General features: G+C 63.2%; 12 protein-coding genes. 1 reads left to right on the forward strand and 11 read right to left on the reverse strand.

Going from position 1 to position 12,865, the window contains the following annotated elements; translation table 11 throughout:
- Position 1: 1 nt before the first annotated feature.
- The 7 genes from GGQ88_RS12375 to GGQ88_RS12405 all read right to left on the reverse strand — a co-directional run bounded on the left by GGQ88_RS12375 (position 2) and on the right by GGQ88_RS12405 (position 8,080).
- Entirely contained in the window at positions 2 to 451 is a 450-nt protein-coding gene (locus GGQ88_RS12375; protein ID WP_183613644.1) for a DUF488 domain-containing protein, read from the reverse strand.
- Positions 452 to 491: 40 nt separating this feature from the next.
- Complete coding sequence (locus GGQ88_RS12380) at positions 492 to 1,274, reverse strand: enoyl-CoA hydratase-related protein (protein ID WP_183613646.1); 783 nt, start codon at positions 1,272 to 1,274, stop codon at positions 492 to 494.
- 107 nt (positions 1,275 to 1,381) lie between these two features.
- On the reverse strand, positions 1,382 to 2,350 hold the full coding sequence (locus GGQ88_RS12385) for a glucokinase (RefSeq protein ID WP_183613755.1): 969 nt from the start codon (positions 2,348 to 2,350) through the stop codon (positions 1,382 to 1,384).
- A 25-nt stretch (positions 2,351 to 2,375) separates the two neighbouring features.
- Positions 2,376 to 4,196, reverse strand: a complete 1,821-nt coding sequence (edd, locus tag GGQ88_RS12390) for a phosphogluconate dehydratase (protein ID WP_183613648.1) — start codon at positions 4,194 to 4,196, stop codon at positions 2,376 to 2,378.
- The gene (locus GGQ88_RS12395) at positions 4,196 to 4,822 is read right to left on the reverse strand and encodes a 6-phosphogluconolactonase (protein WP_183613650.1); all 627 of its coding nucleotides are present in this window, start codon (positions 4,820 to 4,822) and stop codon (positions 4,196 to 4,198) included. Before GGQ88_RS12395 ends, edd begins: the two co-directional genes overlap by 1 nt.
- Positions 4,815 to 6,263 carry a glucose-6-phosphate dehydrogenase gene (gene zwf, locus GGQ88_RS12400; RefSeq protein ID WP_183613652.1) on the reverse strand — a complete coding sequence of 483 codons (1,449 nt, stop codon included), beginning with the start codon at positions 6,261 to 6,263 and terminating at the stop codon, positions 4,815 to 4,817. Before zwf ends, GGQ88_RS12395 begins: the two co-directional genes overlap by 8 nt.
- Before the next feature lie 179 nt (positions 6,264 to 6,442).
- Positions 6,443 to 8,080, reverse strand: a complete 1,638-nt coding sequence (locus GGQ88_RS12405; protein WP_183613654.1) for an alpha-amylase family glycosyl hydrolase — start codon at positions 8,078 to 8,080, stop codon at positions 6,443 to 6,445.
- Positions 8,081 to 8,347: 267 nt separating this feature from the next.
- Between GGQ88_RS12405 and GGQ88_RS12410 the strand changes: the two genes are divergently transcribed.
- Positions 8,348 to 9,364 carry a LacI family DNA-binding transcriptional regulator gene (locus GGQ88_RS12410; protein WP_183613656.1) on the forward strand — a complete coding sequence of 339 codons (1,017 nt, stop codon included), beginning with the start codon at positions 8,348 to 8,350 and terminating at the stop codon, positions 9,362 to 9,364.
- A gap of 9 nt (positions 9,365 to 9,373) precedes the next feature.
- On the opposite strand, the gene GGQ88_RS12415 is transcribed toward GGQ88_RS12410, so the two are convergent.
- The 4 genes from GGQ88_RS12415 to GGQ88_RS12430 are packed head-to-tail and all read right to left on the reverse strand — an operon-like array spanning position 9,374 to position 12,853.
- Positions 9,374 to 10,381 (reverse strand): zinc-binding dehydrogenase, encoded by a 1,008-nt coding sequence (locus tag GGQ88_RS12415; protein WP_183613659.1) that lies wholly within the window; start codon positions 10,379 to 10,381, stop codon positions 9,374 to 9,376.
- Positions 10,382 to 10,392: 11 nt separating this feature from the next.
- Positions 10,393 to 11,232 carry an SDR family NAD(P)-dependent oxidoreductase gene (locus GGQ88_RS12420; RefSeq protein WP_183613661.1) on the reverse strand — a complete coding sequence of 280 codons (840 nt, stop codon included), beginning with the start codon at positions 11,230 to 11,232 and terminating at the stop codon, positions 10,393 to 10,395.
- Positions 11,233 to 11,242: 10 nt separating this feature from the next.
- Positions 11,243 to 12,310, reverse strand: coding sequence for an aromatic ring-hydroxylating oxygenase subunit alpha (locus GGQ88_RS12425; RefSeq protein WP_183613663.1), 1,068 nt, complete (start codon positions 12,308 to 12,310; stop codon positions 11,243 to 11,245).
- Between the two features lie 18 nt (positions 12,311 to 12,328).
- Complete coding sequence (locus GGQ88_RS12430; RefSeq protein ID WP_246385887.1) at positions 12,329 to 12,853, reverse strand: 2,4'-dihydroxyacetophenone dioxygenase family protein; 525 nt, start codon at positions 12,851 to 12,853, stop codon at positions 12,329 to 12,331.
- Positions 12,854 to 12,865 lie beyond the last annotated feature (12 nt).

Here is a 12,865-nt window from a genome sequence, read left to right on the forward strand (position 1 = left end):
GTCAGGTATCCTCGGGTACAAGATCGACGACGGCGAAATCAGGTAGCATTGCCTGCCGCAGCAATGTGCGGTGGCACCCATGGGCCTCACGCTCGTAGCACAGCAGGGCTACCTTGCGACGAGTGGCAAGGTCCGCCAGCTTGGCGCCCGCAGCAAGCGCCTCGGGCAATTCAAGCTGGCCTTCGTAGATCCGTTCGAGCGTGGCGTGATCGTTGCGCCTTGCCGCTGCACGTCCTTCGGCAGGTGTACCGAGAGCTTTGAAGTGAACGTATTCGATGCCCGCTTCACGCGCATTGGCGCCAAGCGCCGTCTTGGAAAAGCCCGGACGGCGCGACAGCGGCAGGGCGCGGACATCGGCCAGAACCTCGACGCCGGCCTTGCGCAAAGCTGCCATGACGCCCGGAACCGACGACTGTTCGTACCCAATGGTCCAGATGGTGTGGTCTGTCATTCCTCGCGAAGTCGTGACAGACCACTCTTAATTCAAGGCCTTACTTGCCTGTGAACGCTGGCTTGCGCTTTTCGAGGAAAGAGGTGGCCCCTTCGAGCGCGTCGCCGCTGTCGCCCGCGATCAGTTGCCCTTCTGCCTCGGTCAGCAGCGCGCTGGCGTAATCCGACTCGAGTGCTTTGACCAGATTTTGGCGCATGATGCCAAGCGCGACAGTCGGCCCGGCGGCAAGACGGGTCGCCAAAGCAAGCGCCTCATCCTGCAAGACAGCGTCATCCACTGCCTTGTAGATCAGGCCCCAGTTCTCGGCCTGCTCGGCACCGATCTTCTCGCCGAGCATCATCATCTGCGTGGCGCGCGCCTTGCCAATCAGCCGCGTGAGCATCCACGAAGCTCCGCCATCGGGCACCAGACCGATATTGACAAAGGCCTGCAAAAAGTAGGCGCTGCGACTGGCAAACACGAAGTCGGAGGCAAGCGCGAGTGAGCACCCGATGCCGGCTGCTGGCCCATTGACCGCCGACACTACTGGCACCGGTGCGCGTGAGAGCGCCATCATCACAGGATTGTACGCCTGCGTCAGTGCACCATAGGCGCCTTTACCCGTCGCGATCGAACTGGCCCCATCTGCCGAGAGATCCGCGCCGGAGCAGAATGCACGGCCACTGCCAGTCATCAAGATTGCACGGGCACCGCCTTGATCACGTAGTGCGTCGGCAATCTCCACCGCCATACGCGGCGGGCAAGCATTTAGCCGGTCCGGCCGATTGAGCGTGATCTTCAGAACATCGCCGACATGATCGACGAGAATGGTTTCATATTCCATCGGATAACACCCCTTCCAAGCACTCTGGCGGCTTTGTTCCTTGCCATAAGGAGGTGCGCAGCCGAATACACAACAAAAATTAAGCGTTCACTTAATTTCCCGGGGGATCACGCTACGTGAGCTTGCGCGAACGCTGCAGCGGCGCCGAACAGGCCGGGCTGCGGATGGGTGATCAACTTGACCGGTATGGCGGCCATCAGCGCCTCGAATCGCCCCTTGGCGCGGAACCGATCGGCGAACCCTGACTGTATGAGGGTGTCCTTGATCCGCAGGCCAAGGCCACCTGCCATCACCACGCCCGTGGCACCGTGCGCCAGAGCCAGATCACCCGCAACACTGCCAAGTGACAGGCAGAAGCGATCGACTGCGGCGGCGGCAAGGCTGTCCTGGCCCGAAGTGCCAAGTTCCCACAGTTCACGATCGCTTACTGGCGTGTAGGGGCGCCCTTCGATCAACGCGAGCGCGTGATGGATGGCGACGATGCCGGGCCCTGCAACGACGCGCTCGACCGACACGCGGCGGTGGCGTGCGCGCAAACCCGAGAGAATCGCGTCCTCGATGGCGTCGAGCGGGGCGAAGTCCATGTGTCCACCTTCGGTCGGCTGCACGCGGTAGCCTGCGTCAGCGCACCACAATTGAGCCACGCCTAAACCGGTGCCCGGACCGATCACGCTGATCGTGCCGGCGGCAGGAAGTGGCTCATCAGGGCCACTCAAATGCTGGAAATAGTGGGGGTCTGCCTGCGCGACAGCATGCGCCACTGCGGCAAAATCGTTGACCACGATGTATTCGTCCACCCCGAGCAACCGGGGAAGCGTGGCCGGGCGGATGACCCAGGGATTGTTGGTGAACTTGATCGTTTCGGCACCGACCGGGCCTGCCACCGCGATGGCCGCTGCCTTGGGCAGAGGCGCACCCATCCCTTGCGCGAACGCTTCCCACGCCAGTTGAAGCGAGCCGTGATCCGCAGTCTTGAGCGTGACGGCCTCACCCAGCGACACGCACCTGCCAGCGGCAACCTCGGCGATGGCGAAGCGCGCGTGGGTTCCGCCGATATCGACCGCAACGACTTGCATGTTTTCCACCCCTTGCACCGTCGGATCAGAGCCCGGCTGCTGCCAGCATCGCCGATCCACCACGCTCGGCCGGATCGGAATGGAGCCGCATCAGCGCGAACAGTTCGCGGCCCACACCTTGCGTATCTATCGGGGCTTCTGCATCCGCACGCGCATCCCATTCATCGGCAGGAACCAGCGCCTCCAGCATACCGGAGTCCGCGCAAACCCGCACCACATCGCCATCGCGCAGCCTGGCTAGCGGGCCACCGTGCTTGGCTTCGGGCGACACGTGGATCGCTGCCGGGACTTTGCCCGAAGCACCCGACATGCGCCCGTCGGTCACCAGAGCGACCTTGAATCCGCGATCCTGCAGCACGCCGAGCGGCGGGGTCAGCTTATGCAGTTCGGGCATCCCGTTAGCGCCGGGTCCCTGGAACCGCACTACGACAATCACATCGCGCTCAAGTTCGCCCGCCTTGAACGCGCGCAATACATCGTTCTGATCCGAGAAGACCCGGCACGGTGCTTCGATCGTCCAGTGCGAAGGATCGACGGCACTGATTTTGATCGTGCTTCGCCCGAGATTGCCCTTCAGCAGGCGGAACCCACCCTCGGGCTGGAACGGCGCAGCAACGGGTCGGAGCATCCTGTCGTCAGCCGATGTGACGGGAGCCGCCTTCCAGCGCAGCGCATCGCCGTCCATCTCCGGCTCCTGCGCTCCTTCGGCCAACGAAGCGCCGTAGACGGTGCGGATGTCTGCATGAGCCAATCCCGAACCGATCAATTCACGGATCACGTAAGGCATGCCCCCGGCTGCCGCAAAGGCGTTCACGTCGCCCGCGCCATTGGGGTAAACACTGGCGATCAGCGGAACGACGCGCGACAGGTCGTCCATGTCATCCCAGTCGATCTGGATACCGGCAGCACGCGCGATGGCGGGCAGGTGGATCACGTGATTGGTCGAACCGCCGGTCGCCAGCAACCCGACGATGGCGTTGACGATGGCCTTCTCGTCCACGCATTTGCCGAGCGGCCGGTAGTCGTCGCCGTCCCACCCGATTTGCGCGATCCGGTGCGTAGCCGCGCGGGTCAGTTCCTGCCGTAGCTTGGTGCCGGGCTGGACGAAGCTGGAGCCGGGCATATGCAGGCCCATCATCTCCATCATCATCTGGTTTGAATTGGCGGTGCCATAGAACGTGCATGTACCCGCCGAATGATAGCTGGCGCTTTCGCTTTCGAGCAATTCGTCGCGCCCGACCTTACCTTCGGCGTAAAGCTGGCGGACGCGAACCTTTTCCTTGTTGGCAATGCCGGTCGGCATGGGGCCTGCGGGGACGAGGATCGTGGGCAGATGGCCGAAGCGAAGCGATCCGATCAGCAATCCGGGTACGATCTTGTCGCAGATACCCAGCAGCAGCGCGCCTTCGAACATCGCATGGCTAAGGCCCACGGTCGCCGCCATCGCGATCACATCGCGGCTGAACAGCGAGAGCTCCATCGAGTCCTGCCCTTGCGTCACGCCATCGCACATCGCAGGCACGCCGCCTGCAACTTGCGCCGTGGCGCCGACTTCGCGGGCGAAGATCTTGATCTGCTCGGGGTAGCGACCATAGGGCTGATGGGCCGAAAGCATATCGTTGTAGGCAGTGACGATGCCGATATTCATCGCCCGGCCCGACTTTATCAGCGGTTTGTCGTCGCCCGATGCGGCAAAGCCGTGTGCCAGGTTACCGCACGATAGTTGCGGACGGTTGAGCCCGTTGTCCCGCGAACGCTCGATAAGGTCGAGATAGGCCGCGCGCGTGGCGCGCGAGCGTTCGATGATCCGCAGCGTGACGCGTTCTACGGTGGAATTGATGGTCATCATTCGCTCCAGTAAATAGTCACGGGCGGGCCGCAGCCGCGCAGGAAATCTGCGACGGGGAGCCTGTCATCGCCACCAAGCGCGCGCTCGATCAGCGCCTTCTTTGAAGCGCCGGTCACGACGAGGATGATCTCCTTCGTGGCATTCAGTGCCTTGCGGTTGAGGGTAAGCCGATCGAAGGGCGCTTCGGGCGGAAGCGGGATGGGCGTGGTCGCGATGACCGCAGGGCCGGGCCGCACCACGGCATGCATGTGCGGAAACAGCGAGGCGACGTGCCCATCCTCGCCCATGCCAAGCCAAACGAGGTCGAATGGGGCCACGCCAGCGCCTTCTTCAAGCCGCTCGAACGTAGCGCCCGAGTGTCCGAGGGCTGCGTAAAGCTTGCCGAAGTTGCTCGCCGGATGGTCGTCCGGCACGCAGCGATCATCGGTCAGCGCGATCGTCACGCTGCCCCAGTCGAGTGCCCGGTCCTTCAGCAATGCCAGTACCTTGAGCGGTGTGGAACCACCGGTGAAGGCGATCCGCTTCGATCCCGGCGCACCGATCACACGGGCGATATGATCGGCAACCGCAGCCGCATCGCCTGGCTTGGCCCACTTGATCTCGGTTGGCGGAAGGTCAGTCATTCCAGCTCCGTCCGTCACGCTCGGTCAGTGCGATCCCGGCGTTCGGACCCCAGCTTCCGGCGGCATAGGGCTTGGCCTCGACGTCGAGTTCGGCCCACAGCTTGCGGATGCCGTCGACCCAGCGCCACTGCGCTTCGACCTCGTCACGGCGCACGAACAGCGTCTGCTCGCCCTCGATCAGGTCGAGCAACAGGCGTTCGTATGCGATCCGCCGACGCGCCTTGGCAAAGGCTGTGGTCAGCGACAGGTCGAGGTTCACCTCACGCAGGACGATGCCGCCCCGGTCAAGTCCTGGTTCCTTGGCCATGACCTGCAGGCGCACGTATTCCTCGGGCTGGAGGCGGATGACGAGGCGGTTGGCGCGGATGCGGCCGCCGCGATCGGCGAAGATGTTGTGCGGCACCGGCTTGAATTCGACGACGATTTCGCTGCGGCGTTCAGCCAGCCGCTTCCCCGTACGCAGATAGAATGGCACCCCCGTCCAGCGCCAGTTGTCGACGTGCGCCTTGATCGCAACGAACGTCTCAGTGTACGAAGCTTCGCCCAGATCATCCAGATATCCAGCAACCGAAGCGCCCTTGACCGCGCCGGTTCGGTACTGGCCGCGCACCATTTCTTCGGCCTTGGCGGGACGCAGGGCGCGCAGAACCTTGACCTTTTCATCGCGGATCGAAGTGGCATCGAGGCTGACCGGCGGTTCCATCGCGGTCAGTGCGAGCAGCTGGAGCATGTGATTCTGGACCATGTCGCGTAGCGCGCCGGTATCGTCGTAGAAACCCTTGCGCCCTTCCAGCCCGACCGTTTCGCTGACCGTGATCTGCACATGGTCGATACCGCCTGCGTTCCACAACGGCTCGAACATCATGTTGGCAAAACGCAGCGCCATCAGGTTCTGGACCGTCTCCTTGCCAAGATAATGGTCGATGCGGAAGATCTGTTCCTCACTGAACGCCGCTGCCACAGCGTCGTTGATCCTGGTCGACGATGCGAGGTCATTGCCAAGCGGCTTTTCGAGGCCGATCCGTACATTCCCGTGGGTCAGTCCGGCACTGCGCAAGCCCTCAATGGTCGGCTCGAACAGGAATGGCGCGGTCGACAGGAAGATCGACAGCCCGCACGAGGTATCGCCCAGTTTTTTCGCCAGATCGTCGAAGCCGTCGATGTTCGACGCATCGAGCGTCTGATATTCAAGCCGATCGAGGAACGATGCCAACTTGGCCTCGTCGCGCCGGTCCTCTGGCAGAAACTCGGCGAGCGCGGCGCGCGCCATCTCGCGGAATTCCGCGTCATCATGCTCGGAACGCGCGGTGCCGACGATGCGCAAGTCGGGGCGGATCAGTTCGTCCTCGTGCAACGCGTAGAGCGATGGCAGGAGCATGCGGCGCGCAAGATCACCGGTCGCGCCGAAAAGCAGCAACGCGGAACAGCTGGTCTGGATCATCGACGCAATTCTCCCTTGACGAACGGCACTCGATCAAAGCGCAGCCGGTCGCCTCGTGGCGCTGACTAGACCCGATCCGCCATTCTTGCACGGCGCATAAGTATGCGAGGAAACGCAAGCTCGCGACGTGTGTGCAACGCACCATCGCCGAGAGCAATCGTTTGATCCGTCAATCCGCTTCAGATCGCGCTTTCCACGATCAGCAGTGCGCCAAACGCCGGGAGATCACCCGGCGTGGCGTCGTTGACCGAAACGAGTAAGCTGCCGCTCCTCGCATGCTCGGCGGGCCAGACCGCCGGTGCAGCGGACAGGTTGAACACGCCGACGATCGAATGGCCTCGATGCTCGCGTCGCACGACCAGCACGCTTTCATCGGCCTTCATGACGGCAAATGTTCCCACACGAAGCGCCGGATGATCGCGGCGCAGGCTCAGCAAGTGTCGGGTCAGATTGAGCTGCGATGTAGGATCGGCCTCCTGCCGGTCGACCGCCCGCGCGAGGTTGTCCTCCCCCAGCGGCAGCCAGGGTGCGCTTGTGGTGAAGCCACCCTCACCCGCCTGCGCCTCCCACGGCATCGGCGTACGTGCCCCGTCGCGCGAAAGCGTCAACGGCCAGTTGGCGATGGCTTCTGGATCCTGCAACTGCTCGAACGGAATATCGACCTGCGACAGCCCCAGCTCTTCGCCCTGATATATGATGATGTTGCCACGAAGCGTCGCGAACAGCACGGCCTTGGCACGGGCAAACGCTTCGCGCTCATCCGGCGTGCACCAGCGCGAGACCGCGCGCGGGGCGTCGTGGTTTTCGAACGCCCAGCTAGGCCAGCCCATTCCGGGTTCATCGGGCCATTTGGCTGCGGCCTGCGCAACGAACTGCGGTGTCAGTTTCTCGGCGTAGAGGAAGTCGAAACCATAGGCGCTGTTGAGGTGGCTCTCCCCGGCGGTGAACGCCTTCATTTCCTCTTCCGCAATGTCGCCACCCACTTCGGCAACGGTGAAGATGGCGCCATACCCGTCGCACAACCCGCGCACGCGCTCGATAAACGGGAGGATGTCGGGATGCGACTGATTGTACAGCTTGAGCTGGAAGTCGAATGGCCGGGTCTTGCGGCGTCCATCGTCGGGCGCAGGCGGATTGTCGCGCAGGTCCGGGTCGTGCATCAGGAAATTGAGCGCATCGAGCCGAAACCCGTCCACCCCGCGATCCAGCCAGAACTTCATCGCGGCCAGCAGCGCGGCCTGCACCTGCGGGTTATGGGCGTTGACTTGTGGCTGGCTCGGCAGGAAATTGTGCAGATAGTACTGACATCGCCGCGCGTCCCAGGTCCATGCCGGACCACCGAATACCGACTGCCAGTTCGATGGCGGAGAACCATCGGCCTTCGGGTCTTCCCAGACATACCAGTCCGCCTTCGGGTTCGTGCGGTCCTGCCTGCTCTCGATGAACCACGCATGCTGATCCGATGTGTGGGCAAATACCTGATCGATCGTGACCTTGAGGCCGAGTTCGTGTGCGCGGGCAACAAGCGCATCGAAATCGGCAAGCGTGCCGAAGATGGGATCGACATCGCAGTAGTCCGCAACGTCGTAGCCAAAATCCTTCATCGGCGACTTGAAGAATGGCGAAATCCAGATCGCATCGACGCCGAGCCGCGCAACGTGGTCCAACCGCGCCGTGATCCCGGGCAGATCGCCGATGCCATCACCGTTCGAATCGCTGAAGCTGCGGGGGTATATCTGGTAGATCGCGGCCCCTCGCCACCAAGGTGTTTGCACGCTTGTATTCGGCGTTTCATCGGTAACGCGTCTGGCAGTCATAGGTTCGGACTTCCCGGCTTACATCAGCATGAACAGCTCAGTCGTTGTATGAAGTCGCGCGCGTGTGCAACGCCCTTGGCCGATCTGCCCTACCCGGATGACATGCGCATTTCATGACTGCTGGCCGAATAGCCGCGCATTCATCCCACCCGACGAGCACTTGGCCGCAACATTTGCGCAACAATTCCGCAGGAACCGGAAACCGATTGGCAGTCCGGCAGTTGGGGCGTCACATGGTTAATGTACTGATCAGGAACCAATAATCCGATGAACGAGGGCAAGGCACCGGAGAAGATCAGGAACATAGCCGAACTTGCGCGCATGGCTGGCGTTTCGGCGGGCACCGTCTCGCGTGCGCTGGCCAACAAGACCCTCGTCAACAAGGAAACCCGCGAGCGCATCCAGGCACTAGCCCGTGAGCACAGTTTTCGCCCCAATCAGATGGCGCGCCGTCTGCGCACGCAGAAGACCGGCGTGATCGGCGTCGTGATTCCGCTGGGGCACGAGCGCCGACAGCACATCTCGGACCCGTTCTTCATGACCCTGTTCGGCTATCTGGCCGACGAACTTACCGAGATCGGTTATGATCTGATGCTCTCGCGCGTCGACCCCGGCGACGAGGAGTGGCTCGAGCGGATCGTGGACTCCGGTATGCTCGACGGTGCGTTGGTCATCGGTCAGTCGAACCAGACGAACGCGATCGAGCGCGTGGCACAGCAATACGATCCGCTGGTGATCTGGGGGAGCAAACGTGACGGGCTCGACCAATGTACCGTCGGCACCGACAACCATGCTGGCGGCCGACTGGTCGCCGGGCACCTGATTGCCCGGGGGTCGCGCAGTCTGGCGTTTCTGGGTGATACCCAAGGACCGGAAATCGCTGACCGTCTGGCTGGTGCGCGGGCCGTAGCCGATGCGGCCGATGTGCCGTTGACAGCCTTCCCCACGCCCTTGGCTAGCGATGAGATGGCGGCGCAGATTGCTGATCAGCTGGATCGGCTGGATAATGATGTGGACGGTATCGTCTGCGCTTCGGATACGATCGCGATGACGACCATGCGTCTGCTGCACGAGCGCGGGCACGCCGTCCCAGGCAAGATTGCGGTCACGGGGTTCGACGATCTTCCGCTGGCAACCCGTACGGTCCCCCAGCTTACAACGGTACGGCAGGACTTCGCTGCGGGTGCCCGTGCGATGGTCGACACCCTGTGCCGGCGTATGGCCGGTGAGGACGCGCCGTCGACTGTGATGGCGCCGGAACTGATCGTCCGCGAAAGCACCTGATCCGGGCGATCAGGCTGCCGGATCGATCAGCACCTTGCACTGGCTTGACCGCCGCCTCAGGCTTTCGAACACGTCAGGCGTAGCAGCCAGCGAAATCGTGTCGGTCACGAGCAGTCGCGGCTCGACCGCTCCGCGATCGAGCGCGTCGAGCGCCGCCTCGTATTCCTGCCGCGTGAAGAACGCCGATGTGATCAGCTTCACCTGCTTGGATAGCATTGCGAAGCTGTTGAACGTGTCAGGCCGCGTGCACAGCCCGAGCAGCACGATGGTGCCATCATTGCGCACCTGTTCGACGGCTTGCGCGATCAGGCCGGGTACGCCGACGCATTCAAAGACGATGTCGGCCTTGGCGCCGAGCCCACGTTCGGCCCCGCTGACCGGGTTTTCCGGATCGACCACGAAATCGTGTGCGCCCATCTGCGTGGCACGTTCGCGCTGCCATTCGGCGAGATCCTGCACGACCACGCGACCCGCGCCGAACCGCCTTGCCCAGAACGCGACCGCAAGGCCGATCGGTCCTGCGCCAAGGACGAGCACCTTGTCGCCGATGCGCAACTGGCTCAGGGCCACTCCATGCAGTGCGACTGCGAGCGGCTCGACGATCGCACCATCGGCAAGGCTTGCGCTGGCGGGCAGGCGTATGCACTGGTTGGGTCGGGTCAGCGCGTACTCGGCATAGCCCCCGCCCTGCAGGCCGAAGTGTTCGCACCACTGCACTGCGCCTGTCCGGCAGGCATGGCAGTGACCGCAGCTCTTAAGCGGTATGACCGAGACGAGGTCGCCGTTCGCCAGGCCTTCGACGCCCTTGCCCAGCGCCACGATCTCGCCCGCGAATTCGTGACCGAGGATCGAGCCCGTACCCTGTCCGTAGGCAGCGTCCTCGGTCATGTGCAGGTCGGAGCCGCAGATGCCGCAGCGCCCGACCTTTACCACGACGTCGCCCTCGCCGGGAGTGGGGTCGGAAACCGTTTCGAGGGCGAGTGGCCGGTGTAGCCCCTGCATTACCGCTGCGCGCATCAGCTGTATCCCTAGTTGAACTTGCCGAGCATCATGCCGCCATCGATCACGCAATGGCTGCCGGTCATGTAATCGGAAGCGTCCGACGCCAGGAGCAGCGCTAGCGGCTTGAGCTGGTCAGTCTCGGCCACTTGTCCCAGCGGCACGATCGCATCCCAGGCCTTGCGCGCGACGGGGTCTTTCTTGAGCCAGCCCCCGCCGATGTTGGTCACGAACGGTCCGGGCGCGATGGCATTGATGCGAATGCGGAATTCAGCAAGTTCCAGCCCCAGGGCACGGACCATGTGCAGCACACCGGCCTTTGCGGGCATGTAGGGCAGGCCGACGATCGGTTCGGTCACGAGACCGGCATTCGACGCGGTGGTGATGATCGATCCGCCCGTGCGACCGTTGGTGCGGCCCGCCTTCTTCATGATCCGCACCGCATTGCTGACGGTGTAGAACACGCCGTTGAGGTTGATCTGGATTGAGCGGTCCCAGCGCTTGTGGTCGTAAGTGTCGACCTGGCCGTCGGGATTGCGGTGCCCGGCCGGATTCCAGAAACCTGCGCCGGTATCGATCCCGGCATTGGCAAAGCAGATGTCGAGGCCTCCATAAGCCGCGTCGTGATCGTCAAATGCAGCGGCGACCTGGTCCCAATCACTGACATCGAGCTTGGCGGCGCGGACGGTGTGGCCCTCCCCCTGCAGGCGCTCGGCCTCTCGCGTCGCTCCGGCTTCGTCGATGTCGGACAGGGTCACCTGGGCGCCCGCCTCGGCCATGGCCTCCGCATAGGCAAGACCGATACCCGACGCTGCGCCGGTCACGAAGGCGCTGCGGCCCCTGATGTCGAATTTGTCGAGCGTGCTCATCGGCTTCCTCTCACTGTGCTGTTCCCAAGTTCTCACGCTCGATCATACGCTGCAGCATCCGGCGGGCGCGTACCCCGCCGCCATCACCACCAAGGACCAAGGGGCGCAGTGCCCAGAAGTCCTCGCCGCGCATCAGGCGGTGGCTGTCGCGGATCAGAGGCATGTCTTCGTGCTCAAACGCGAATTCGAGCGCCGCGCGCATGCCAGCCGTAAACTCGGCATCGCCCAGCTTGTAGTCGCGCGCGGTCGCCCAGAAGTAGTGGGTGGTGTCTGGCGTCTCGGGGGTGAAGGCGTGGAGCGACGGGAGCAACGTACAGGCGTCATGAGGCGTGCCTGGATCGCCTGCCCGGAAATCGAAGTAGAGCACAGCGGGCGCATGCCACTTCACTCGACCGTAGAAATCCTGGCGGCGGCCCTCGGTCCCCATCACGGCCGAGATGCCGACTGACAGGTGATCGTCACGCTGCACGTATTCGGCAAAGACGTTCTCGCCGTCCTGCCAGAACTTGCGCTCGCCTTGCGTGAAGGCGCTGGCGACGAGCGCAGGGTGGACGAAATTCGCGTGGCTGAGATCGAGAATGTTGTCGCTGTAGAGTTCGTAGTGCCCCTCTGCCAAAGTGGCGCCCCGGACCGCCTCCCATCTGGGATCTGACAGCCACGAAAAGTCCGGGATCGCGGTCGTATCAGCCTGTGCCGGATCGCCCATCCATATCCATAGCAATGCGTGCCGTTCGACGAGCGGATAGACCTGCAACCGGGCGTCGGGCAATTGCCCGCCCGGATGGGGATTGTGCACACAGGCCCCCGCACCATCGAAGCGCAATCCGTGATAAGGGCAGGACAAAGCGCCGTCGATGACGCAGCCGTGCCCGAGCGGCGCGAAGCGGTGCGGGCAGCGACCGGCTACAGCATTGGGGTGGCCCTCACCATCCCGGAACAGCGCGACGGGTTCTTCAAGAAACGTGCGTTGCTGCGGCGTTTCCCCAAGTTCATCCGCCCATCCGGCAACGTACCAGATGTTGCGCAAGTACGTTCCGACGGGCTTGCCCGACAGGCGGGGAACCGGGGTCCTGTCCACAGGCAGCCGCCGCCGCCGCTACAAGTAGAGCGCGGGGTTGATCGCGATGCCGTGTTCGGCGCAGTAGCTTTCGTAGTGGTTCATGAACCACCACACGTCGAGCGTCTCGACATGGTTGCCGTTCTCGTCGAAGAACTCGTTGGCGCCCTGCATGTGGAACAATGCCTTCATGCCGTTGGGATCATCGGTGACGAGCGTGTGCGCAGTGCCCGGCGTCTCGGTGATGAAGTCCCCCGCACGACAGACCCAGTCGTATTCGAGATAGCGGAAAGAGCCTTCGAGCCCGACGGCCCAGACCTTGCCGCGATGCTTGTGGGTGCCGATAACACCGGGTCCCTTGATCCACAGAATGTTGACGTAGACATTTTCGCGGACGTCGAACGCGAGGTGCCGGATCGCCGCATTGTCACCGAACGGAACCCACGGACTCTCCGCTTCGTCCGATCCGACGTAAGAGCCTTCGACGCCTTTGGACTTGATCAGGTTGCCGTAAAGTTCCGGCACGTCGACGATCTTGTACGCGCCCGAGGGCGGCGCCTTCATTGAGCTGGCCAT

It is taken from the genome of Novosphingobium hassiacum (genome assembly GCF_014196055.1).
GTDB classification, from domain to species: Bacteria; Pseudomonadota; Alphaproteobacteria; order Sphingomonadales; family Sphingomonadaceae; genus Novosphingobium; species Novosphingobium hassiacum.

What these genes read in the sequence shown, in the direction of transcription:
- GGQ88_RS12375 (WP_183613644.1), bottom strand. Translation starts at nt 451, where the DNA reads ATGACAGACCACACCATCTGGACCATTGGGTACGAACAGTCGTCGGTT.
- GGQ88_RS12380 (WP_183613646.1), bottom strand. Translation starts at nt 1,274, where the DNA reads ATGGAATATGAAACCATTCTCGTCGATCATGTCGGCGATGTTCTGAAG.
- GGQ88_RS12385 (WP_183613755.1), bottom strand. Translation starts at nt 2,350, where the DNA reads ATGCAAGTCGTTGCGGTCGATATCGGCGGAACCCACGCGCGCTTCGCC.
- edd (WP_183613648.1), bottom strand. Translation starts at nt 4,196, where the DNA reads ATGACCATCAATTCCACCGTAGAACGCGTCACGCTGCGGATCATCGAA.
- GGQ88_RS12395 (WP_183613650.1), bottom strand. Translation starts at nt 4,822, where the DNA reads ATGACTGACCTTCCGCCAACCGAGATCAAGTGGGCCAAGCCAGGCGAT.
- zwf (WP_183613652.1), bottom strand. Translation starts at nt 6,263, where the DNA reads ATGATCCAGACCAGCTGTTCCGCGTTGCTGCTTTTCGGCGCGACCGGT.
- GGQ88_RS12405 (WP_183613654.1), bottom strand. Translation starts at nt 8,080, where the DNA reads ATGACTGCCAGACGCGTTACCGATGAAACGCCGAATACAAGCGTGCAA.
- GGQ88_RS12410 (WP_183613656.1), top strand. Translation starts at nt 8,348, where the DNA reads ATGAACGAGGGCAAGGCACCGGAGAAGATCAGGAACATAGCCGAACTT.
- GGQ88_RS12415 (WP_183613659.1), bottom strand. Translation starts at nt 10,381, where the DNA reads ATGCGCGCAGCGGTAATGCAGGGGCTACACCGGCCACTCGCCCTCGAA.
- GGQ88_RS12420 (WP_183613661.1), bottom strand. Translation starts at nt 11,232, where the DNA reads ATGAGCACGCTCGACAAATTCGACATCAGGGGCCGCAGCGCCTTCGTG.
- GGQ88_RS12430 (WP_246385887.1), bottom strand. Translation starts at nt 12,853, where the DNA reads ATGAAGGCGCCGCCCTCGGGCGCGTACAAGATCGTCGACGTGCCGGAA.